Consider the following 20,918-nt stretch of genomic DNA (forward strand, 5'->3'; position numbering starts at 1 on the left):
AGGGTCGCCCCATGGGAGCGGAGCACATGCTGGTGGACGACCTGCTGTCGATGTGGTGGATCGCGCTGTCGGCCGTCCTCGCGCCGATGCTCGCCCTCGCCACCCGGCGCACCATCCCCGACGTGGTGTGGCTGCTGGCGTTCGGCGTGGTGATCGGCCCGCACATGCTGGGCCTGGCCGAGCAGACGGACTCCGTCGCCTTCCTGCGCGAGCTCGGCATGGGCTTCCTGTTCCTGCTCGCGGGCTTCGAGGTGAACCCGGCGGACATGCGCGGCAGGCAGGGGCGCCACGCCGCCCTGACCTGGATCCTGTGCGCCGTCCTCGGGGTCGGCGCCGGGCTGCTCCTGCTGCAGGGGGAGGGCCGGGTCGCGGTCGTGTTCGGCATCGCCTCGACCTCGACGGCGCTGGGGACGCTGCTGCCGATCCTCAAGGACTCCGGGGCGATGTCGACGCCGCTGGGCCGGGCGACCATGGTCCACGGCGCCTACGGGGAGCTGCTGCCGATCGTGGCGATGTCCCTGCTGCTGTCCACGCGCGGCACCTGGCAGGCGGCGCTGGTCCTGCTGCTGTTCGCCGTGGCCGCGGTGCTGACCGTCGCCATCCCCGCCCGGTTCTTCCGGCGCGTCCCGCTGCTGACGAAGGCGTTCGCCGCCGCCTCGAACTCCACGATGCAGACCACGCTGCGCGTGACGATCTGGGTGCTGATCACGCTCATGCTCCTCACGGCGGTGCTCGACCTGGACGTCGCGCTCGGCGCCTTCGCGGCGGGCCTGCTGATCCACACCGGCATGCGGGCGGTCGCTCCCGAGCACGCCGAGGAGATCATGCACAAGGTGGAGGTGGTCGGGTTCAGCCTGCTGATCCCGGTGTTCTTCGTGACCAGCGGGATGGGCATCGACCTCGGGGCGGTCTTCGCGCGGTGGCCGCTGCTGCTGGGGTTCGTCGTGGTGATCGCCGCGGTCCGCGGCCTGCCGGTGATGCTGCGGGAGATGCTCACGCCCACCGGCTCGGGGCTGACCACGGTGCGGGAGCAGGCAGGGCTGGGGCTCTACGCGGCCACGGGGCTGCCGATCATCGTCGCCGTCACCCAGCTGGCCGTGTCCGCGGAGCTGATCTCCAGCACGATGGCCTCGATCATGGTCACCGGCGGCGCCGTCACGGTGCTGGTCTTCCCGTTCGTCGCCTCGCGGCTGACGGCGCGGAGCGGGGACGAGGTCACGTCCCGCTGAGGTCGGTGCGTCCCACCTCGACGACGTGGGAGGCGGTCACGGTCGCCCCCTCGCCGAGGTAGACCCCGGTCAGCTCGCGCTCCAGGCCGCGCAGCACGGGATCCTGCGCGGTGCCGCGGGCGAGGGTCCCGGCGTAGCCGAGGGCCGGTTCGCCCTGCGGGCCGAGGGAGTCGTGGTTGCGCCGCAGCCAGTCCTCGGCGTCCCAGGCGCTCTCCCCGCTGTCCAGCAGCACCTCGTGGACCTGGGGCGATGTGAGCCGGCTGCCGTCGACCCGCAGCCCCTGCAGGTCCAGGTGCGCGATCGGGTCGCCGCTCGCGCCGTGCGCGCCGAGCGACAGCGGCCCGTGGGTGACGTTGACGACCTGGGTCGCGGGATCCGCGGGCAGCACCGTCTGCACGGGCGAGCCGATCGAGAGGGTGTGCGTGACCGCGTACGTGCCCGGGGCGCCGCTGGTGCTGTTGAACGTCGGGTCCGCCGCGAGGTGGGTCGCGACGATCCCGCCCTGGGAGTGTCCCACCAGCAGCACGCGGGATCCCGGCGGCACGAGCGGGTCGCCGCCGGGCCCGGGGGCGGACAGGGCCGCCCGCACGTCGTGCATGGCCGCGGGATGCTGGCCGGCCACCAGGCGCAGGTTGGAAGCCCAGTCCCGCGAGGCGCCCTGCCCGCCCCAGGAATCGGGCGCCGAGGTGATCGGCGCGCCCTCGGTCGGAGGGACCTGCACGATGTAGGCGCGTGCGCCATCGGCCCCGAGCACCTCCTGGATGCCGATCCTCCCGAAGGGCAGCGGCCCCGCGTCACCGGCCCGCCGCCGTAGTGCGGCGTTGTCCCGGATGAGGTCCGGCAGGCTCGCCGGGGCGGGGGTGCGCGTCTCGTCGCTGCGCACCGCGTGCACGATCCCTCCGGGGCGATCGTCCAGGAACGGGGAGTCCTCGCCGGTGGCGGCCTCGAGGATCCCGACCCCGCCGGACCCGGTGACCAGGATCGCGCCGGAGACGAGCTGGGCGAGAGTCGGCGTCCTGCCGCCGGCCGTCCAGTCCTCGAGGACCGCACCGAAGCGGTCGGCGTCCCGTCCCAGCTGCTCGAGGCCCTCGGTGCGCACCCCGCGTGCGTCCAGCTCGGACAGCACGCGCTCCCCGGCGAGGTCGAGGCCCTCGCCGATGCCCGCGGAGATCTCCGCAGCGCTCGAGGGCCACGCCGATGCCCCGGGAGAGCCGGCGCGCCCGCGTCCCACGGCCGCGACCCCGAGGACACGGCCGCTCGGACCCGACCGGGCCGACGCGGCAGAGCCCGCAGCCATGGCCCCCAGGGCAGGGACCGCCCCCAGGGCAGGGGCGGCACCCATCGCAGGGACGGCACCCATGGCAGGTCCTGCAGCTATGTCTGGGCTGGCCCCCGCGCCGGGGGCCGGAGAGCGGTCCACGGCGGAGGCCGCGTCCTGGGCGGCCGCCTCGGCCCGCAGACGGGCGCCGGTCGCGCGCAGGGCGAGCTCGGCGCGCAGCAGCGGTCCCACCGCCGCCGTGCTCACCCTGTCCCGGAACGCCTCGGCATCGGCCCCCTCCCAGGCGGCGGCCGTGGTCGCGGTCCGCAGGAGGAGCGCGAGCAGATGCAGCCGATCGGCCCCGGCGAGGAGCCGGCCGGACTGCTCACGACCGCGCCCGGTGTCCATGCCGCAGAAGGCGCTCATCGCGCACCGTCCCCGCCCGGCGTCCCGCTGCTCATGGCGCCTCCGCTCGACCCTCGCGGGCGGCCCTCGCCCGCGCCGCCCACGCTAGGCAGGACCGTCGGCGACCGCCGGCCGATGTGGACCGACGTGACATGGGGAGGACGGGCGCGGCCGCGCCCCGTCCCGGCTCGTAGACTGATCGGCGCCCGTCACCCGCCCCGCGCCCCCAGGAGCTCTTGTGCCTCGTCCGTCCCGACCTGCCATGTCGCAGGAGCTGCGTCAGGTCTACGCCGCGCTGCTCGAGCGTGCCCCGGAGAACCGGATCGAACCGGATCTCTCGCGGATCCGCCGGGTGATGGAACTCATGGGCGACCCGCAGAACTCCTATCGCAGCATCCGCATCGCCGGCACCAACGGCAAGACCACCACCGCCCGCATCATCGAGCGGATCCTGCGCGAGACCGGGCTGCGCACCGGGCGCATGACCAGCCCGCACCTGCATTCGCCGACGGAGCGCATCGCCATCGACGGCGAGAGCATCGACGAGGAGGGCTTCCTCCAGGCCTACTACGACGTCGAGCCCTTCGCCCAGGTCGTGGACCGCGAGCAGCTCGAGGCCGGGGGAGTGCGGCTGACGTTCTTCGAGTACCTCACCGCCATGGGCTACCAGGCCTTCGCCTCGGCGCCGGTGGACGTCGCCGTGGTCGAGACCGGGCTCGGCGGCACCTGGGACGCCACCGGCGTGGTCGCCCCGGACGTCGCCGTCGTGACCGCCATCGGCCTGGACCATCAGGAGTACCTCGGCGAGACGATCGCCGAGATCGCCGGCGAGAAGGCCGGCATCCTCACCCCCGGCGCCTTCGCCGTCCTCGCCGAGCAGCTCGAGGAGGACGCGGCCGATGTGCTGCGCGACCGGCTCGAGGAGATCGGGGCCGAGGCCGCCATCGAGGGCCAGCAGATCGCCGTGCTCTCGCGCACCCCGGGCGTGGGCGGGCAGATGCTCTCCCTGCAGGGCGTGGCCGCCCGCTACGACGAGGTCTTCCTCTCCCTGCTGGGGGAGCACCAGGCGCACAACGCGCTGCTGGCCGTCGCGGCCTGCGAGGCGCTGCTGGGCGGCGGGGAGACGCCGCTGGGCGCCGAGGTGCTCTCCGCGGCGCTCGCCGAGGTCAGCTCCCCGGGACGCGCCGAGGTCGTGCGCCAGGCGCCGACGATCCTCGTGGACGCGGCCCACAACCCCTCCGGTGCCGCGACCCTCGTGGCGACCGTGCGGGAGAACTTCCGTCTGACTCGCACCGTGGGCCTGGTCGGGATCCTCGAGGACAAGGAGGCCGAGGCCATCCTGGAGACGCTCGAGCCGCTGCTGGACGAGGTCGTGATCACCCAGTCCTCCTCCCCGCGGGCGATCCCCGCGGATCGCCTCGCCGACATCGCCCGCGAGGTCTTCGAGGACGAGGACCGCGTGGTCGAGGTCGCCGCGCTGCCGGACGCGATCCAGCGCGCCGTCGACCTCGCCGAGCAGCACGGCGACCAGTTCTCCGGCGTCGTCGTGGCCGGCTCGGTGACCCTCGCCGCCGAGGCCCGGGACCTGCTCGGGCACGGCGAGGAGGCGTGATGCTGCGCGACCTGACGCCCTCCCCGCGCGCCCACGGGGCCCAGCGGATGCTCTCGGCGACCACGCTCACCGTCGAGGCCTTCGTGGTCTTCTTCGCCGTGCTGGTCGCCCACCAGCTCAGCCCCGACCACCGGGTCACGACCTGGGTGTGGGGTCTCGCGACCGCGGCGGCGCTCGTCCTGGTCTCGGGCGCGCTCAAGCGCGGGTCCTGGCCGTACTACGCGGGGATGGCCCTGCAGCTGCCCGTGCTGGCGCTGGGCCTGCTGGTGCCCGCCATGTGGGTGATCGGCGTCGTCTTCGGCGGTCTGTACGTCTTCGGGGTCTTCAAGGGCCACCAGCTCGACGCCGAGAAGGACGAGGTCGACCGGCGCTACCACGCGGCGCACCCTCCGGCGGCGGAGTGAGCCGCACCCTCCCGCGGCGGAGTGAGCCGCGCCCCGGCCGGACCGGATCCGTGCCCGGGGCGCGCCCGGTGATCGGTAGGGTTGGGCGCATGACCACACAGCGCACCCTCATCCTGCTCAAGCCCGATGCCGTCCAGCGCAGCCTGCGCGGCGAGATCCTGCGACGCATCGAGGCCAAGGGCTACGAGATCACGGCGCTGGCCCAGCGCACCGCGACCGCGGAGGAGCTCGCCGCGCACTACGCCGAGCACGAGGGCAAGCCCTTCTACGCCCCGCTCGTGGAGTACATGGGATCGGCCCCGCTGGTCGCCGTCGTCGCCGAGGGCGAGGGCGTCATCGAGGGCTTCCGCTCGCTGGCCGGCTCGACCAACCCGACCTCCGCCGCGCCGGGGACGATCCGCGGGGACCTGGGCCGGGAGTGGGACCTGCCGGTGATCCAGAACCTCGTCCACGGCTCCGACTCGCCCGAGTCCGCGGCCCGCGAGATCGAGATCTGGTTCCCCGGTCTCGCCTGATCCCGGCCCGGGACCGACCCTCGGGTCCCCGACCTCGCGACCCCGTCGCGCCGATCCCCGGATCCGCGCGGCGGGGTCGCGCACATCCGGCGTGCCGCGGAGGCGTCGCGGCGCGCGGACGCGCCACAATGGGGGCATGGGGATCACCATCGTCTATGCCTTCGTCACCCTGCTCGTCGCCGGCGGCATCGTGGGGGCCACCGCCCTGCCGCGTCTGCGCAAGGCGCAGGAGGAGACGCGCCACAGCTCCCGGACGCACCGCGAGAGCTGAGCTCCGCCGCGCGAGCAGGCATCGGGGCTCGCGGCAGCGGCATCGGGACCGGCGCTGTGCGGGTCCCGCGGACGGTCGCGCCTCTCGGGCCCCCGGAGCTTCCCCCTAGACTGATCCGAGTCCCGGCGCCCGGAGCGCCCCCACGACCCTGGAGGTGACCTGTGGATCCCGTGGAGATCCTTGCCGCCGTCGGCGGAGCTGTCGGCGGCATCGCGGTGCTCGGTGCCGGAACCTGGGCCTGGCTGCGCACGCGCGGCCGGTCCGGAGGCGATCGGCCCGGCGCGACGCACGAGCCCGGCGCCGAGACGCGCGACGGCACCGCCCAGCGCGGAGCGGCGACCGCCGTGAAGGACCGGCCGGCCGCCCCGACCTGGGGGGACACCCTCACCGCCGGACGCCCCGAGGCGACGCCGCCGGCCGCCGAGCCCGAGCAGGCCGACGCCCCGTTCGACCAGGAGGTCGAGACCCCGACCGGCACCGTCGAGACGCGACCGGCGGCCGAGCACTCCGCCGGCGCGCCGGCGGCCCAGGCTCCGGCCGGCGCGGCTCCCGCCGCCGCACCGCAGACCGGGCAGGAGGCGGCCGATGCCGCGGCCCCGACCGGCGAGACCGCCCCCGGCGAGACCGCGGCCGGCGAGCCCGCCCCCGGCGAGCCCGCGGACGTCGAGACCGCTCCGGCCCCGCAGACCGCGCCCGATGCGCCCGCGGAGGCCGCGCCCGCACAGGACGCCGTCGCCGCGGGCGAGGCGCCGACCGCCGCCCCGGAGACTGCCGAGGAGGACGCCCGCGCGGTCGCCGCCGGCGCCGCACCGCCGCTGGAGACCCCCGAGCCCGCCGCGGATCGCATGGTCCGCCTGCGCGAGCGGCTGGCCCGCTCCGGCGCCATCGGCCGCGGGATCCTGGGACTGCTCACCCGCGACACGGTCGACCAGGGCACCTGGGACGAGATCGAGGAGACGCTGCTGCTGGCGGACCTCGGGCCCGATGCGACCGACGAGCTCCTCGAGGGGCTGCGCGAGCGCCTCCAGGTGCTCGGGGAGAACGACCCCGCCGCGGTCCGCGAGGTGCTGCGCGAGGAGCTGGTCAAGCTCATCGACCCGGGCCTGGACCGGCGCCTGGCCGCCACCCGCCGCGAGGCCCCGGACGGCTCCTCGATCCCGTCGGTGATCCTCATGGTCGGCGTCAACGGCACCGGCAAGACCACCACGGTCGGCAAGCTGGCCCGCGTGCTGGTCGCCGAGCGCCGCAGCGTCGTCCTCGGCGCGGCGGACACCTTTCGCGCCGCCGCCGCGGACCAGCTGGCCACCTGGGGCTCCCGGGTCGGCGTCGAGACCATCCGCTCGGACCGCGACGGCGCCGATCCGGCCGCTGTCGCCTTCGAGGCGGTGCAGGAGGGCGTCCAGCAGGACTGCGACGTCGTCATCATCGACACCGCGGGCCGCCTGCAGAACAAGAAGGGCCTGATGGACGAGCTCGGCAAGGTGCGCCGGGTCGCCGAGAAGAACCTCCACGGGGCGCAGGTCGCCGAGGTGCTGCTGGTCCTGGACGCGACCACCGGGCAGAACGGCATGCAGCAGGCGCGCGTGTTCTCGGAAGCCGTGGACGTCACCGGCATCGTCCTGACCAAGCTCGACGGCACCGCCAAGGGCGGCATCGTCGTCAACGTCCAGCGGGAGCTGGGCGTGCCGGTGAAGATGGTCGGGCTCGGCGAGGGCATGGACGACCTCGCGCCCTTCGACCCCTACGGCTTCGTCGACGCCCTGATCGGGGACTGAGCCGCCCGCTCGCGAGCCCCGGCCCGAGCACACGAGCGCCGGGTCCGATGCCATCGCATCGGGCCCGGCGCTCGGCATGTCAGGAGAAGTGGGACTTGGCGATCACGCCGTGGACGCCGACGGTGCGGTCCACGACCTGCGAGATGGTGAAGTCCGCGGCGGCGGAGAGGTACGCGTAGGCCGTGGCCCGGTCCATCCCGCGGTCCTGCTCGAGGAAGTCCAGGGCGTTGACCACGGCCTGGCGCAGGGCGACGTCCAGGTCCCCGCCCTGGCCGCCGACGCTGCCGTCCGGGTCCGACAGGCCGATGGGGATCCACGCGTCGGCGGTCTCGGCGAAGGGGTACCGGTGGGCGATCGCGGGGGCGTCCCCGGAGCCGGCCTTGCACACGGTCAGCCGGAAGGTGCCGCGCAGGGACCCCTCCATGGCGGTCAGCGCCACCTCGCCGTCGCCCATCGCATGGTGCGGGTCCCCGACGTGGAAGAGCGCCCCCTCGGCGTGCACCGGGAGGTAGAAGGTCGAGCCGGGGCCCAGGAGCCTGATGTCGATGTTGCCGCCGCCGAGGGTCGGCGGGATCGAGTTCGCCGAGGGATCGGTCGGCTCGTGCGCATCGGAGAAGGCCACGCCCATCATCCCGAAGAAGGGGCTCACCGGGAACCGCACCCGGCCGCCGGCGAAGGGCATCACGCCGTGCCCGTCCTCGATGGCGGTGAAGGTGGACACGCCGCCCCACTGCGTCGGATCCGCATCGGCACGCCCGTCGGTCCCCGCCGGCGGCATGACCTGCTCGCGGGTGATGCCCGCCGGCGCCTCGCCCGCAGGGGTGAGCGCGAGGGCGCCCTTGCCGTGGCGGCTGGAGACCACGCCGTAGGGCACGCGGGGGACCGCCTCCAGCGTCTCGATCTTGAGCACGTCGCCGGGCTGCGCCCCCTCCACGAACACGGGGCCGGTGACCACGTGCGGTCCGTCGAGGGCGAAGTCCCGCGGGGTGCGGTCGTACTCGGCGGCGATCGCTACGGCGTCCTCCAGCACCGACGCCTCCGGGACGCCGTGGCCGCCGAAGAAGGCCCGCGGGTCGCGGCCCTGGTCCTCGAGGATCCCTTCGTGGGAGACGGAGTCGATGGTCACCGTCTGGCCGGAGGCCATGGTCAGGCTCGGCGGCGTGTGGGCGGTCGGGACGTAGCCCCACAGCACCGCATCCGGCTCCGAGGGGAGGTAGTGGTCCCCGGGGATGTCGCCGGCGCCCGGCTGCAGGACCGCGCCGGCCGTCGCCCCGGACCCGGCGCCGGCGTCCGCGGCCGGGGACGGCGCCTCGCCCGGGGCGGTGGCCGTCTGCGGTGCGCAGGCGCCCAGGAGGCCTGCCCCGGCGCCGAGTGCGGCGCTCGCACGCAGCAGGCCCCGGCGTCCGATCCCGCGCACCAGGGTCCTGGCCGCGTGCTCCTCGAAGGACTGTCCGCTCATGTGATCCATCTCCCTCTTGCGGCCCCGGATTCCGGCCGCGGCGCGGTCGGGAGCCGCAGCAGCGCGTCGATCGTGGCGGTCGCCACCCAGCTCACGATGCTTTTCGGAGGAGGGGATGCGAGAGGCGTCCCGCGGTACGAACGGGTATGTCACGGAAAGATCACGGGAGCCTCCCGGCATTGGCCGCGGGAGGGGACCCCCGCACGATGAGACCACGACCCACCGGGTCGACCGGTCCCGCGGCCCGAACCCGAGGACCGGCCGAACTCCCAAGGAGCCGACATGGACGACCCCTTCACCCTGGATACGGGGGCAACGGCCTGGATCCTGATCAGCGCGGCCCTCGTGCTGCTCATGACCCCAGGACTCTCGCTGTTCTACGGAGGCATGGTGCGCGCCCGCACCGTCCTCAACATGATGCTGATGTCCTTCACCGCGATCGCCGTGGTCGCCATCGCCTGGACGCTGGGCGGCTACTCGATCGCCTTCGGCGACGGGATCGGCGGGCTCTTCGGCAACCCGGTGCAGTTCTTCGGCCTCGCCGGGACGGACGAGCAGTCGATCCTCGCCGGCAGCGGCGTGCCCTTCCTCGTCGCCGCAGGCTTCCAGATGACCTTCGCGATCATCTCCGCCGCGATCATCTCCGGCGCCATCGCCGACCGCGTGAAGCTCGGGACCTGGATGGTCTTCTGCGCCGTGTGGGTGCTGGTGGTCTACGCACCCCTGGCCCACATGGTCTGGGGCGGCGGCCTGCTGGGCGGGGACGGCCCCTTCGCGGCCATCGCCGAGCCGGTCGACTTCGCCGGCGGCACCGTGGTCCACATCAACGCCGGCATCGCCGGCCTGGTCCTGGCCCTGGTCGTCGGCGCCCGCAAGGGCTTCGGCAAGGAGCCGATGCGACCGCACAACCTTCCCCTGGTGATGCTCGGCGCCGCCCTGCTGTGGTTCGGCTGGTTCGGCTTCAACGCGGGCTCGGCCGGCACCGCCGACGCGACCGCGGGCCTGGCCTGGGTCAACACCACCGTCGCCACCGCCGCGGCCATGCTCGGCTGGGCCCTGGTCGAGAAGATCCGCGACAAGCACGTCACCAGCCTCGGCGCCGCCTCCGGCGTGGTCGCGGGCCTCGTGGCCATCACCCCGGCCGCCGCCGCGCTGAACCCCGTCACCTCGATCGTCATCGGCCTCCTGGCCGGCGTCGCCTGCGCCCTGGCCGTGGGCCTGAAGTACCGCTTCGGGATCGACGACTCCCTGGACGTCGTGGGCGTCCACCTCGTGGGCGGGCTCGTCGGCACCATCCTCATCGGCGTGCTGGCCACCGACGGCGGCCTCATCTTCGGCGGCGGCTTCAGCCTGCTGCTGGTGCAGATCCTGGTCGCGGTCGCCGCGATGGTCTTCTCCGGCGTGCTCACCGCCGTCATCGCCCTGGTCCTCAAGGCCGTCATGGGCTGGAGGGTCCCCGAGGCCGACGAGCGCGCCGGCATCGACATCACCCACCATGCGGAGTCGGGCTACGATCTCGTCGGAGCCCCGGCCTCGCGTCGACCGAGCGTCCCCCGTCCCGCGCCGTCGGCCCCCGCCGCAGCCGAGGGCGCCCAGCCCGCCACCGCAGGAGAGGTCCGATGAAGCTCATCACCGCCGTCGTCCAGCCGCACGCCGTCCAGGCCGTCACGGACTCGCTGCGCGAGTACGGGGTCAGCGGGCTCACCGTCACCGAGGTCGCCGGCTACGGCCGCCAGGGCGGTCACACCGAGGTCTACCGCGGCGCCGAGTACGACATCGACACCATCCCCAAGGCGAAGATCGAGGTCATCGCCGACGACCCGGCCCAGGAGGACATCATCGACCTGATCGTCGCCGCCTCCCGCTCCGGTCGGATCGGCGACGGCAAGGTCTGGGTCACCGACGTCCACACCGTCGTCCGCGTGCGCACCGGCGAACGAGGTGCGGATGCCGTCTGAGGCGCTGTCCGCACGCCGGCTCACGCACGTCCTCCACGCCGGCTTCGCGGATCCGGCCGCCGGTCCCTCCCGCAGGAACGACCATGCCGCTCTCGTCGACGAGTGGCTGGTCTCCCTGTGGGCGGGGGCCGGCGCCCCCGCGTCCGGCGCCGCCCTGGCGGCCATCGGCTCGCTGGGGCGGCGGGACCTCGGCCCGGTCAGCGACCTGGACCTGGTCCTGCTGATCGACCCCGAGCAGGTCGACGCCGAGGAGTCCGCCCGGCTCGCGAGCGCCCTGTGGTACCCCATCTGGGACTCGGGGACCTCGCTGGACCACGCGGTGCGCAGTCCCGCGCAGTGCGAGGAGGTCGCCGGCGAGGATCTGCGCGCGGCCATCTCCCTGCTGGACCTGCGGCTGGTCGTGGGGCAGGAGAGCCTCGTGGCCGATGCCTCCGCCCGGGTGCGGGCGCAGTGGCGCCGCGGCGCCCGGCGGCGCATCGGCGAGCTCGTGGACCTCGCCGAGGACCGCTCCCACCGATACGGCCCGCTGGCCCACTCCACCGAGCCCAACCTCAAGTCCGACCGCGGCGGCCTGCGCGACGTCACCGTGATCCGCGCCTTCGCCGAGAGCTGGCTGGCCGATCACGACCATGCCGTCGTCGACCATGCCTCCCGCGTCCTCGGCGACGCCCGCGATGCGCTGCAGGCGGTCACCGGGAAGTCCGGCACCCGGCTGGGCCGGGCGGATCAGGACGCCGTCGCCGCGCTGACCGGGCACGCCACCGCCGATGACCATCTCGCGGTGCTGGCCGATGCGGCGCGGTCGGTGACCTGGGAGCTGCATCGGACGATCCGGGCGGCGCAGGCCGCCGTCGCCCCCGGCGGCTCGGCCACCCGCGGCTCCGGGGCGGACCGCCGCCCCGCCCTGACCCGCCTCGAGCACGGGGTGCTCGTGCAGTCCGGGGAGGTCTCGGTGGACCCGCAGGTCGAGGATCCGCTGCGCGATCTCTCGGCGGTCGCGCACGCGGCGGCGACCGGGCTGCCGCTGGCCGATGCCACGCTCGCGCGCATGGCCGCAGTCCCGGTGCGTCCGTTCACCGCCGCCCAGCGCGACGTGTTCGTGGACGCCCTGGCCGGCGAGCACATCGCCGACGTCTACGAGGCGCTCGACGTGCAGGGCGTGTTCGCCCGCTGGGTCCCGGGCTGGACGGAGGTGCGCAACCGTCCGCAGCGCTCGGCGGTGCACCGCTTCACCGTGGACCGCCACCAGATCGAGACGGTCAAGGAGGCCCGCCGGTTCCTGGCCACGGTCTCCCGCCCCGACCTGCTGCTGGTGGTCGCGCTCCTGCACGATCTCGGCAAGCGGGCCGATGCCCGCGACCACTCGGCCGAGGGGGCGCCCCTGGCCGAGGTCGCCGCCCGGCATCTGGGCTTCGACGAGGACGACGTCCGCGTCATCGGCACCCTGGTGCGCGAGCACCTGACCCTGGTGGGCCTGGCCACGGGACGCGACCTCGCCGATCCCGCGACCCTGCAGGACCTGCTCCGGGCCGTGGGGCACGATGCGGGCACGCTCGAGCTGCTGCGGGCGCTCACCGAGGCCGATGCCATCGCCGCCGGCCCCTCGGCCTGGTCGAGCTGGCGCTCCTCGCTGGTGGACCACCTCACCGACCTGGCCCGCGACTCGCTCTCGGGCAGCGCCCCGGTGCCGCGCCTGCTGCTGACCCCGCAGCGCTCGGTGCAGGACGCGGTGCTCACCGCCGTGAGGCGCAGCGGCAGCGCCCACGTGCTGTACCCGGCGCCGACGGGGGACGAGGCCATCAGCCAGATCTGCCTGGGCGCCCCGGACGGCGCGGGCGTGTTCGCCGCCATGGCGCGGGTCCTGGCCCGCCAGCGCATCGATGTGCGCAGCGCCGTGGTCCTGACCATGGACGGCGTCGCCGTGAACACCTGGTGGGTCTCGGGGACGCAGGGCGACCTGCCGCATCCCACGGCGCTGCGCGCCGCCCTGGACCGCGAGCTGGGGCGCCGCGACGAGCCCGCCGCACGGGTGCTCGAGCTGGCCCCGGCGCCGCCGCCGCGCACCGCGGACGACACCCCGGTGGTCACCCTCCTGCCCGGCGCCTCGAGCGAGGCGACGGTCATCCAGGTCAACGCCCGCAACCGGCCCAGCCTGCTGGCGGACGTCGCCGAGGCCATCACCGTGCACCAGCTGCAGCTGCGCAGCGCGCACGTGATGACCCTGGGCAAGCGGGCCGTGGACGTGCTCTACCTGACCGACGAGAAGGGACGCGCCCTCGAGGCGCCGGCGGTGGGCCGGATCATCGCCGCGCTGATGGACGCCGCCGCCACCTGAGCGGGGCGGATCGGGCCGCCGCGAGTGCGGCAGGTCTCCGCCCGGGCCCCGGAAGGGGACCGGGCGGGGCCGCGGCCACTACACTGGTGCGGTCCGCACGACCAAGGGGAATCTCTTCGTGTTCAACAACCTCTCCGATCGCATCACCGCCTCCCTCAAGGGGCTGCGCGGCCACGGCCGCCTGTCCGAGGCGGACGTCGACAAGACCATCCGCGAGATCCGGCGCGCCCTGCTCGACGCCGACGTCGCCGTGCCGGTGGTCCGGGACTTCACGTCCAAGGTGCGCGAACGGGCGCTCGGCGAGGAGGTCTCCAAGGCCCTCAACCCCGCCCAGCAGGTCGTCAAGATCGTCCATGACGAGCTGGTCGACGTCCTCGGCGGAGCGACCGGAGAGCTCACCTGGTCCAAGAACCCGCCCACCGTCATCATGCTCGCGGGCCTCCAGGGCGCCGGCAAGACGACCCTCGCGGGCAAGCTCGCGCGGTGGATGAAGGAGCAGGGGCACACCCCGCTGCTGGTCGCCGCGGATCTCCAGCGCCCCAACGCCGTCACCCAGCTGCAGGTCGTCGGGGAGCGGGCGGGCGTGCCCGTGTTCGCCCCCGAGCCGGGCAACGGGGTCGGCAACCCGGTGCTGGTCGCCATGAACGGCGTCTCCACCGCCCAGTTCCAGCAGCACGACGTCGTCATCGTCGACACCGCCGGCCGCCTGGGCATCGACGAGGAGATGATGCAGCAGGCGCGGGACATCCGCGATGCCGTGAACCCGCACGAGACCCTGTTCGTCGTCGACGCCATGATCGGCCAGGACGCCGCCCGCGTGGCGGAGGCCTTCCGCGACGGCGTCGGCTTCACCGGCGTGGTCCTGTCCAAGCTCGACGGCGACGCCCGCGGCGGCGCGGCCCTGTCGATCACGGGCGTCACCCAGCGCCCCATCCTGTTCGCCTCCACCGGCGAGCAGCTGGGCGACTTCGAGCGCTTCCACCCGGACCGCATGGCCAACCGGATCCTCGACATGGGCGACGTCCTCACCCTGATCGAGCAGGCCGAGAAGACCTTCGACCAGGCCGAGGCCGAGAAGGCCGCGAAGAAGCTCGCCAGCGGCGAGGACTTCACCCTCGACGACTTCCTCGCCCAGATGCAGCAGCTCAAGAACATGGGCAGCATCAAGAAGATGCTCGGCATGCTGCCGAACATGGGCCAGTTCCGCGACCAGCTCGAGAACTTCGACGAGAAGGAGCTCACCCGCATCGAGGCGATCATCCGCTCGATGACGCCGGCCGAGCGCCACGACCCCAAGCTCATCAACGGGTCCCGCCGCTCCCGCATCGCCAAGGGCTCCGGCACCACCGTCCAGGCCGTCAACCAGCTGCTCGAGCGCTTCAAGCAGGCCCAGCAGATGATGCGCACCATGGGCCGCAGCATGGCCGGCGGCGGCGCGCCCGGCATGCCGGGCGGACCCGGCATGGGGATGGGCAAGAAGTCCCGGGGCAAGCAGCAGGCGCCGAAGAAGGTCAAGAAGTCCAAGTCCCGCAACCCCGCCAAGGCCGCCCGCGAGGAGGCCGAGCTCGCGCGGAAGGCCGAGGAGCGCCGGGCCGAGGGCGGCTCCGCCTTCGGCGGCGGACCGGCCGGGGCCGGGGACCTCGCCGACCTCGACCCCTCGCAGCTCCCGCCCGAGATGCAGAAGCTCTTCGGCAAGGGCCTCTGACCCCGCCGGGGCAGGCCCCGTCGCACGACGTCGACCAGAGCGTCCCGCCCCGGGATGCTCTGGTCGATCTCGTCGAGGGCGAGCGCGGTGCGGGCTACCCTCGGGGTGTGGAGACGACGACGGACGACGCTGCCCTGACCCCCGGCCATCCCGTGCTGCATCTGCGCGGGCCGATCCTGCTGAGCCCCGAGGAGGAGCTGGCCGAGGCCTGGGTGGCGGGCGGCCGCATCCACCACCGGCGGCCGGAGCTGCCCGCTCGCACCGAGGTGCTCGAGATCGACGGATTCGTCGTGCCGGGGCTGGCGGACCTGCACTGCCACATCGGCATCGGCGACGGCGGGGGAGGCACCAGCCTCGCCGAGGCACGGGCGCAGGCCATCACCGACCGCGACACCGGCGTCCTGCTGATGCGCGATGCCGGATCGATCATCGACACCCGGGCCCTCCAGAACCCTTCCCCCGGCGCGGCCGGGCACCGCCTGCCGCGGCTGATCCGCTGCGGGCGCCACCTCGCCCGCACCCGGCGCTACCTCATCGGCTACGCCCACGAGATCGAACCGGACCAGCTCGCCGACGCCGTCCGCACCGAGGCGGAGCGCTCGGACGGCTGGGTCAAGCTGGTGGGGGACTGGATCGACCGCTCGGCCGGGGACCTCGCCCCGACCTGGTCGGCCGAGGACTTCGCCGCCGCGGCCGATGCCGCCCACGCCGCCGGGGCGCGGATCACCACCCACACCTTCGACGAGGAGACCCTCCCGCTGGTCCTGGACGCCGGCTTCGACTGCCTCGAGCACGCCACCGGTCTCACCGACGAGACGATCGCCCGCGCCGCCGCGGCCGGGGTGCCGGTGGTGACGACCCTCGTCAACGTCGACCACTTCACCGAGTACGCCGACCAGGGCGAGCGGAAGTTCCCCGCCTACGCCGCCCATATGCGCCGCCTGCGCGACGGGCGCTTCGAGAGGACCCGCAGCGCCCTCGAGGCCGGGGTGCCGCTGCTGGTGGGAACCGACGCCGGCGGGGTGCTGGGGCACGGGATCATCCACGACGAGCTCGACGAGCTCGCCCGCGCGGGCCTCGACGGGACGCAGATCCTCACCGCGGCCGCCTGGGCCCCGCGGGAGTTCCTCGGCGTGCCCGGTCTCGAGGACGGCGCCCCGGCGGATCTGCTGGTCACCGCGGCGGACCCGCGTCGCGATCATCGGATGCTGCGGGACCTGTCGGCCGTGGTGCTCCGCGGGGAGATCATCCGTCGCGGCGCCTGAGACCGCAGGAGGGCACGTACGATCGCGAGCATGGATGCTCCCGGATCGGGCGAGGACGCCCGCACCCCCCAGCCCCGCACCCCCCAGCCCCGCTCCTCCTCCCCGCATTCCTCGGCCCGCCCCTCCTCGGCGGACGGTCCGGCCCCCGCGGATCCCGGCGTGCAGGACGGGCCGCCGCCGCGCTGGAAGATCATCGGCCCCGGGCTGCTGGTCGCCGCCACCGGCATCGGCGCCGGGGACCTCGTGGCCACGCTCGTGGCCGGGTCCCGCTTCGGCTACACCCTGCTGTGGGCGGCCGTCGCCGGCGTGATCATCAAGATCTTCCTCGTCGAGGGCGCCGGACGCTGGACGCTGGCCACCGGTCTGTCGATCTTCGAGGGCTGGCGGCGCCTGGGCGCCTGGGCCTCGATCTACTTCGGCCTGTACATCGTGATCTGGGGCTTCGTGTACGGTGCGACGGCCATGTCCGCCTCCGCGCTGCCGCTGGTCGCGCTGATCCCGCAGCTGCCCGTGATCGGGGACATCGAGGCGATCACGCGGATCCCGCTGATCGCGTACGCCGTCGCCTCGGGCCTGATCGGTGCCGCCCTGGTGTGGCTGGGCCACTACCGGCGCCTGGAGAAGATCATCGCCGTCCTGGTCGGCGTCATGTTCGTGACCGTGGTCGGCGCCGCCGCGGTGACCGTGCCGAACCTCGGCCAGATCGCCTCCGGCCTGATCCCCCGGATCCCCGAGGGCGGCCTGGTCTACACCCTGAGCATCGCCGGCGGCGTCGGCGGCACCATCACGCTCGCGGCCTACGGCTACTGGCTGGTGGAGAAGGGCTGGTCGACCCCGCGCTGGATGAAGGTCATGCGTCTGGACAACGCGATGGCCTACGTGCTCTCCGGCGTGTTTGTGATCGCCATGCTCATCGTCGGCGCGGAACTGCTGTACAGCGCCGGGATCGCCGTGGGGCAGGGCGACCAGGGGCTCGTGGACCTCGCGGGCGTGCTCGCGGACCGCTACGGCGCGGTCATGAGCTGGGTCTTCCTCATCGGGTTCTGGGCCTCCTCGTTCTCCTCCGTGATCGGGGTGTGGAACGGCGTCTCGATCATGTTCGCCGACTTCTGGGGGAGCGTGCGAGGACTCCCGGCCGATGACCCCGCCCGGCGGATCGGCAGCCGCTCCTATCGCTTCTACATCCTGTGGCTGACCTTCCCGCCGATGCTCCTGCTGCTGCTGGGCAAGCCGGTGCAGATCATCGTCGCCTACGGCGTGCTCGGGTCGTTCTTCATGCCGTTCCTCGCGCTCACGCTGCTGTTCCTGCTCAACTCGCGCCATGTCCCCCCGGCCTGGCGCAGCCGTGCGGGCGGCAACATCGTGCTCGGGATCGTCGCGCTGATCTTCCTGGTGCTGGGCGTGAACCAGCTGATCGACGCGGTCTCGACGCTGATGGGCTGAGGGCCGAGGGGCCGCCGCCGAGGGGCCGACGGGCCCGCCTGTGCCCAGCGGCACAGGCGGGCGGGTGGAAGCGTCCGGCCCGTGCTGGCATACTTGGGCGCTGTATGCGTCCTGGCCGGCCCTCTACCCGCCATGGCGCGACACCCCGAGTGACGCCGGCGCCCGCATGACCCCACAGGCCGCGGCAGATCTCACCCGAACATCCTTCGAAGGAGAGTCCACACTCGTGGCCGTCAAGATTCGTCTCAAGCGCATGGGCAAGATCCGTGCACCGTACTACCGCATCGTCGTGGCCGACTCGCGCAAGAAGCGCGACGGCGCCGTGATCGAGGAGATCGGCAAGTACCACCCCACCGAGGAGCCCTCGTTCATCGAGGTCGCCTCCGAGCGTGCGCAGTACTGGCTCGGCGTGGGCGCGCAGCCCACCGAGCAGGTCGCGGCGATCCTCAAGATCACCGGTGACTGGCAGAAGTTCAAGGGCGAGGAGGGCGCCGAGGGCACCCTCCGCTCGAAGTCCGCCAAGGCCTCCGCCGAGGACCTCATCGCCGAGGCCGACAAGGCCGCCGTCGAGTCCCGTGAGGGTGCCAAGAAGGCGAAGGCCTCCGACGAGGTCGCGCCGGGCTCCGAGGAGGCTCCCGCCGAGGGCGAGACCACCGAGGACGCCCAGGCCGCTGCCGACGAGGCCTGAGCATGAGCGCTCGCGCCGAGGCACTGGACCATCTGGTCCGCGGGATCGTCGACAACCCCGACGACGTGCGCGTCCAGGAGAAGTCCACGCGCCGTGGTCCTCTTCTCGAGGTCCGCGTCAACCCGGAGGACCTGGGCCGCGTGATCGGCCGGTCCGGTCGCACCGCCCGCGCCCTGCGCACGGTGACCGCGGCCCTGTCCGAGGACTCGGTCCGCGTGGACATCGTCGATGTCGACCGCCGCTGACGCGCGCACAGCACACCGCATGACCCGAGGCGGCGCCGGCTTCCGGCGCCGCCTCCGGCATGCCGCGGGAGTGCTGCTGCTGGGCATCGGCGTGCTCGGCGCCTGCACGGTGCCGACCGCGGGTCCGGGCGGCGGCACCACCCCGGAGGCGTCCTCTCCCGCGACCACGGCCGAGCCGAGCGCCGACCCGGCCGCCGTCGAGGCCTGCACGAGATTCTGGGGCGATCCCGACTACACCCGGCCGCTGTCCCGCGACGTGCTGGACCGTGCCGGCACCGCCTCCGAGAACGGGGCGTCGGACCCCATGTTCTATGCCCTCACCGGGGACGACGTCGATGCGGCGTTCTCGGGGGCGCCGGCAGAGCTCCAGGGCAGCGCGGGCGCGGTCGCCGCATGGTTCCGGACCGAGGCGGCGCAGGGGGCCGACGGCGACCTCGAGGCGCTGCGCACCGCGATGGACGAGCTCGCCCAGGGGTGCGCGCCCGTCTCGGACGCCGCGGCATGGTTCCACGCCCCCGGGGAGGACGGCACCAAGCCCGCCGCCCTCACCTGCGCGGACATCTTCGACACCCCGAGCACCTTCACCGTCTTCGGCAACGCCAACGTGCTCACCTCGAACATGTTCAAGCTCGTGGGCCGGACCCCGCAGACCGTCCCCGAGGACGGGATGGACGAGGTCGAGGCGACCCTCGCCCGACTGGACCAGGAGATCGCCGCGGTCGACGACGACGGCGTGCGCGAGGCCCTCACCGCGGTGCGGGCGCCCTTCTCCGATGCGGTCGAGGGCGACCTCCGCTCGCCGGGGCTGCAGGAGCCCCTCGAGCAGCTGGGCGGGGCCTGCGGGGCCGTCGGGTACGACGCCGGCGTGGGCGAGCAGCAGCAGGACGAGCAGGACGACGAGGACGGAGAGGGACTGGTATGAACCATCGCGATGTGGTCGTGGCGACCATCGGCAAGGCGCACGGGCTGCGCGGGGAGGTCGCTCTGATCGTGCGCACCGATCAGCCGGAGGTGCGCCTGGCCGACGGCACCGCCTTCGAGATCGAGGACGGCGGCAGGCCGCGCACCCTCACCATCGCCTCCACCCGCACCCAGTCGGGCCGCTGGTACGCGCGCTTCGCGGAGGTCGCGGACCGCAGCGCCGCGGAGTCGCTGCGGGGCGCCGAGCTCTCCCTGGAGATCGACCTGGACGAGGAGGCCGATGAGGACCCCGACGCCTGGTACCCCTCCGACCTGCAGGGCCTGCCCGTCCGGCACGTCGACGGGACCGAGCTCGGCGTGGTCGCGGGCCTCGAGCACTACCCGGCGCAGGATCTGCTGATCGTCCGCACGGCCGATGGCCGCCGGGTCATGCTGCCGCTGGTCGAGCAGCTCGTGCCCGAGGTCGACCTCGAGGCGGGCGTGGTGATCGCCGACCCGCCCGGCGGCCTGTTCGATCCGGAGAACGCCGAGAGCGAGCGCGCCTGATGCGCATCGACGTCGTCACGATCTTCCCCGAGTACCTCGCGCCCCTCGAGCTGTCGCTGATCGGCAAGGCGCGGCGCGACGGCCTGGTGGATCTGCACGTCCACGACCTGCGGACCTTCACCCATGACCGGCACCGCACCGTGGACGACACCCCGGTGGGCGGGGGAGCGGGCATGGTCATGAAGCCCGAGCCGTGGGCGGAGGCCTTCGCCCACGTGCTCGCCGAGGGCCGCGCCGCCCTCGGCGAGCAGGCCCGTCCGGAGATCCTCTTCCCCAACCCCGCCGGGGCGCCGCTGGTCCAGGCGACCGCCCGGGAGCTGTCGACGAGCCCGTGGCTGGTCTTCGCCTGCGGCCGCTACGAGGGGATCGACGAGCGCGTGTACGAGCACCTCGCCGCGCGCGGCGCGAGCGTGCGCCTGATCTCCCTGGGGGACTACGTGCTCAACGGCGGCGAGGTCGCCGTGCTCGCGATCACCGAGGCCGTGGTGCGCCTGGTCCCCGGCGTGCTCGGCAACCCGGAGTCCGTGGTCGAGGAGTCCCACTCCCACGGGCTGCTCGAGTACCCGATCTACACCAAGCCGGCGCTGTGGATCGACCCCGACGGGGTCGAGCGCCGCGTGCCCGAGATCCTGCTGTCCGGGGACCACGGGCGCATCGCGCGCTGGCGGGAGGAGCAGTCGCTCGCCCGGACGCGGGAGCGCCGCCCCGACCTCCTGGACGCCGGGCGTGACGCAGGCGACAGCGGATCGGCCGCCTGACCAGCGCATCGGCCGGTCCGGGCGCTTGCCGGGCACCCCGGCACCTGGCAGAATGACTCCTCGTGCGTGTCGCGCGCGCCCCTGCCTCAGGGGAGGCGCGCAGAAGCGACCGGGCAGGTCCGTGGC

At 73.9% G+C, this 20,918-nt stretch carries 19 protein-coding genes; 17 read left to right on the forward strand and 2 right to left on the reverse strand.

All coding sequences use genetic code 11. The features are described 5' to 3' along the window. The first annotated feature begins 11 nt into the window (after positions 1 to 11). Positions 12 to 1,229, forward strand: a complete 1,218-nt coding sequence (locus BF93_RS10275; protein ID WP_038372410.1) for a cation:proton antiporter — start codon at positions 12 to 14, stop codon at positions 1,227 to 1,229. Here BF93_RS10275 and BF93_RS10280 read toward each other — a convergent pair. After that, entirely contained in the window at positions 1,216 to 2,913 is a 1,698-nt protein-coding gene (locus BF93_RS10280; RefSeq protein WP_038372411.1) for a hypothetical protein, read from the reverse strand. The two genes, BF93_RS10275 and BF93_RS10280, sit on opposite strands and share 14 nt — an antisense overlap. A 241-nt stretch (positions 2,914 to 3,154) precedes the next feature. Here BF93_RS10280 and BF93_RS10285 point away from each other — a divergent pair, with 241 nt between their 5' ends. The 5 genes from BF93_RS10285 (at position 3,155) to ftsY (ending at position 7,469) form a co-directional block, all read left to right on the forward strand. Beyond that, entirely contained in the window at positions 3,155 to 4,504 is a 1,350-nt protein-coding gene (locus BF93_RS10285; RefSeq protein ID WP_038372413.1) for a bifunctional folylpolyglutamate synthase/dihydrofolate synthase, read from the forward strand. Next, entirely contained in the window at positions 4,504 to 4,908 is a 405-nt protein-coding gene (locus BF93_RS10290; RefSeq protein ID WP_038372414.1) for a DUF4233 domain-containing protein, read from the forward strand. The genes BF93_RS10285 and BF93_RS10290 overlap by 1 nt, the downstream gene beginning before the upstream one ends. 89 nt (positions 4,909 to 4,997) lie before the next feature. Further along, the gene (gene ndk, locus BF93_RS10295; protein WP_038372415.1) at positions 4,998 to 5,423 is read left to right on the forward strand and encodes a nucleoside-diphosphate kinase; all 426 of its coding nucleotides are present in this window, start codon (positions 4,998 to 5,000) and stop codon (positions 5,421 to 5,423) included. 136 nt (positions 5,424 to 5,559) lie between these two features. Next, entirely contained in the window at positions 5,560 to 5,694 is a 135-nt protein-coding gene (locus tag BF93_RS20220) for a hypothetical protein (RefSeq protein ID WP_269519892.1), read from the forward strand. 161 nt (positions 5,695 to 5,855) lie between these two features. Continuing rightward, complete coding sequence (gene ftsY, locus BF93_RS10300) at positions 5,856 to 7,469, forward strand: signal recognition particle-docking protein FtsY (protein ID WP_038372417.1); 1,614 nt, start codon at positions 5,856 to 5,858, stop codon at positions 7,467 to 7,469. Between the two features lie 79 nt (positions 7,470 to 7,548). On the opposite strand, the gene BF93_RS10305 is transcribed toward ftsY, so the two are convergent. Beyond that, complete coding sequence (locus tag BF93_RS10305) at positions 7,549 to 8,928, reverse strand: acetamidase/formamidase family protein (RefSeq protein ID WP_038372418.1); 1,380 nt, start codon at positions 8,926 to 8,928, stop codon at positions 7,549 to 7,551. Positions 8,929 to 9,210: 282 nt separating this feature from the next. On the opposite strand from BF93_RS10305, the gene BF93_RS10310 reads away from it, so the two are divergent. The 11 genes from BF93_RS10310 to trmD all read left to right on the forward strand — a co-directional run bounded on the left by BF93_RS10310 (position 9,211) and on the right by trmD (position 20,792). Then, positions 9,211 to 10,551, forward strand: a complete 1,341-nt coding sequence (locus BF93_RS10310) for an ammonium transporter (RefSeq protein ID WP_038372419.1) — start codon at positions 9,211 to 9,213, stop codon at positions 10,549 to 10,551. After that, entirely contained in the window at positions 10,548 to 10,886 is a 339-nt protein-coding gene (locus tag BF93_RS10315) for a P-II family nitrogen regulator (protein ID WP_038372420.1), read from the forward strand. Before BF93_RS10310 ends, BF93_RS10315 begins: the two co-directional genes overlap by 4 nt. After that, positions 10,876 to 13,221, forward strand: coding sequence for a [protein-PII] uridylyltransferase (locus BF93_RS10320; protein WP_051486824.1), 2,346 nt, complete (start codon positions 10,876 to 10,878; stop codon positions 13,219 to 13,221). Before BF93_RS10315 ends, BF93_RS10320 begins: the two co-directional genes overlap by 11 nt. A 118-nt stretch (positions 13,222 to 13,339) precedes the next feature. Then, the gene (ffh, locus tag BF93_RS10325) at positions 13,340 to 14,926 is read left to right on the forward strand and encodes a signal recognition particle protein (protein WP_038372422.1); all 1,587 of its coding nucleotides are present in this window, start codon (positions 13,340 to 13,342) and stop codon (positions 14,924 to 14,926) included. A gap of 107 nt (positions 14,927 to 15,033) precedes the next feature. Beyond that, positions 15,034 to 16,191, forward strand: a complete 1,158-nt coding sequence (locus BF93_RS10330; RefSeq protein ID WP_084148449.1) for an amidohydrolase family protein — start codon at positions 15,034 to 15,036, stop codon at positions 16,189 to 16,191. Positions 16,192 to 16,221: 30 nt separating this feature from the next. Then, positions 16,222 to 17,634 carry an Nramp family divalent metal transporter gene (locus BF93_RS10335; RefSeq protein ID WP_084148450.1) on the forward strand — a complete coding sequence of 471 codons (1,413 nt, stop codon included), beginning with the start codon at positions 16,222 to 16,224 and terminating at the stop codon, positions 17,632 to 17,634. A 226-nt stretch (positions 17,635 to 17,860) separates the two neighbouring features. Then, complete coding sequence (gene rpsP / locus BF93_RS10340) at positions 17,861 to 18,322, forward strand: 30S ribosomal protein S16 (RefSeq protein ID WP_038372424.1); 462 nt, start codon at positions 17,861 to 17,863, stop codon at positions 18,320 to 18,322. Between the two features lie 2 nt (positions 18,323 to 18,324). Further along, positions 18,325 to 18,567, forward strand: coding sequence for an RNA-binding protein (locus BF93_RS10345; RefSeq protein WP_038372427.1), 243 nt, complete (start codon positions 18,325 to 18,327; stop codon positions 18,565 to 18,567). A 19-nt stretch (positions 18,568 to 18,586) separates the two neighbouring features. After that, entirely contained in the window at positions 18,587 to 19,489 is a 903-nt protein-coding gene (locus tag BF93_RS10350; protein ID WP_084148451.1) for a hypothetical protein, read from the forward strand. Continuing rightward, complete coding sequence (gene rimM, locus BF93_RS10355; RefSeq protein WP_038372428.1) at positions 19,486 to 20,034, forward strand: ribosome maturation factor RimM; 549 nt, start codon at positions 19,486 to 19,488, stop codon at positions 20,032 to 20,034. Before BF93_RS10350 ends, rimM begins: the two co-directional genes overlap by 4 nt. Then, positions 20,034 to 20,792 carry a tRNA (guanosine(37)-N1)-methyltransferase TrmD gene (trmD, locus tag BF93_RS10360; protein ID WP_038372431.1) on the forward strand — a complete coding sequence of 253 codons (759 nt, stop codon included), beginning with the start codon at positions 20,034 to 20,036 and terminating at the stop codon, positions 20,790 to 20,792. Before rimM ends, trmD begins: the two co-directional genes overlap by 1 nt. Positions 20,793 to 20,918 lie beyond the last annotated feature (126 nt).

The sequence above is a fragment of the Brachybacterium phenoliresistens genome, assembly GCF_000576425.1.
GTDB lineage: Bacteria > Actinomycetota > Actinomycetes > Actinomycetales > Dermabacteraceae > Brachybacterium > Brachybacterium phenoliresistens.

What these genes read in the sequence shown, in the direction of transcription:
- BF93_RS10275 (WP_038372410.1), top strand. Translation starts at nt 12, where the DNA reads ATGGGAGCGGAGCACATGCTGGTGGACGACCTGCTGTCGATGTGGTGG.
- BF93_RS10280 (WP_038372411.1), bottom strand. Translation starts at nt 2,913, where the DNA reads ATGAGCGCCTTCTGCGGCATGGACACCGGGCGCGGTCGTGAGCAGTCC.
- BF93_RS10285 (WP_038372413.1), top strand. Translation starts at nt 3,155, where the DNA reads ATGTCGCAGGAGCTGCGTCAGGTCTACGCCGCGCTGCTCGAGCGTGCC.
- BF93_RS10290 (WP_038372414.1), top strand. Translation starts at nt 4,504, where the DNA reads ATGCTGCGCGACCTGACGCCCTCCCCGCGCGCCCACGGGGCCCAGCGG.
- ndk (WP_038372415.1), top strand. Translation starts at nt 4,998, where the DNA reads ATGACCACACAGCGCACCCTCATCCTGCTCAAGCCCGATGCCGTCCAG.
- BF93_RS20220 (WP_269519892.1), top strand. Translation starts at nt 5,560, where the DNA reads ATGGGGATCACCATCGTCTATGCCTTCGTCACCCTGCTCGTCGCCGGC.
- BF93_RS10305 (WP_038372418.1), bottom strand. Translation starts at nt 8,928, where the DNA reads ATGAGCGGACAGTCCTTCGAGGAGCACGCGGCCAGGACCCTGGTGCGC.
- BF93_RS10310 (WP_038372419.1), top strand. Translation starts at nt 9,211, where the DNA reads ATGGACGACCCCTTCACCCTGGATACGGGGGCAACGGCCTGGATCCTG.
- BF93_RS10315 (WP_038372420.1), top strand. Translation starts at nt 10,548, where the DNA reads ATGAAGCTCATCACCGCCGTCGTCCAGCCGCACGCCGTCCAGGCCGTC.
- BF93_RS10320 (WP_051486824.1), top strand. Translation starts at nt 10,876, where the DNA reads ATGCCGTCTGAGGCGCTGTCCGCACGCCGGCTCACGCACGTCCTCCAC.
- BF93_RS10335 (WP_084148450.1), top strand. Translation starts at nt 16,222, where the DNA reads ATGGATGCTCCCGGATCGGGCGAGGACGCCCGCACCCCCCAGCCCCGC.
- BF93_RS10345 (WP_038372427.1), top strand. Translation starts at nt 18,325, where the DNA reads ATGAGCGCTCGCGCCGAGGCACTGGACCATCTGGTCCGCGGGATCGTC.
- BF93_RS10350 (WP_084148451.1), top strand. Translation starts at nt 18,587, where the DNA reads ATGACCCGAGGCGGCGCCGGCTTCCGGCGCCGCCTCCGGCATGCCGCG.
- rimM (WP_038372428.1), top strand. Translation starts at nt 19,486, where the DNA reads ATGAACCATCGCGATGTGGTCGTGGCGACCATCGGCAAGGCGCACGGG.
- trmD (WP_038372431.1), top strand. Translation starts at nt 20,034, where the DNA reads ATGCGCATCGACGTCGTCACGATCTTCCCCGAGTACCTCGCGCCCCTC.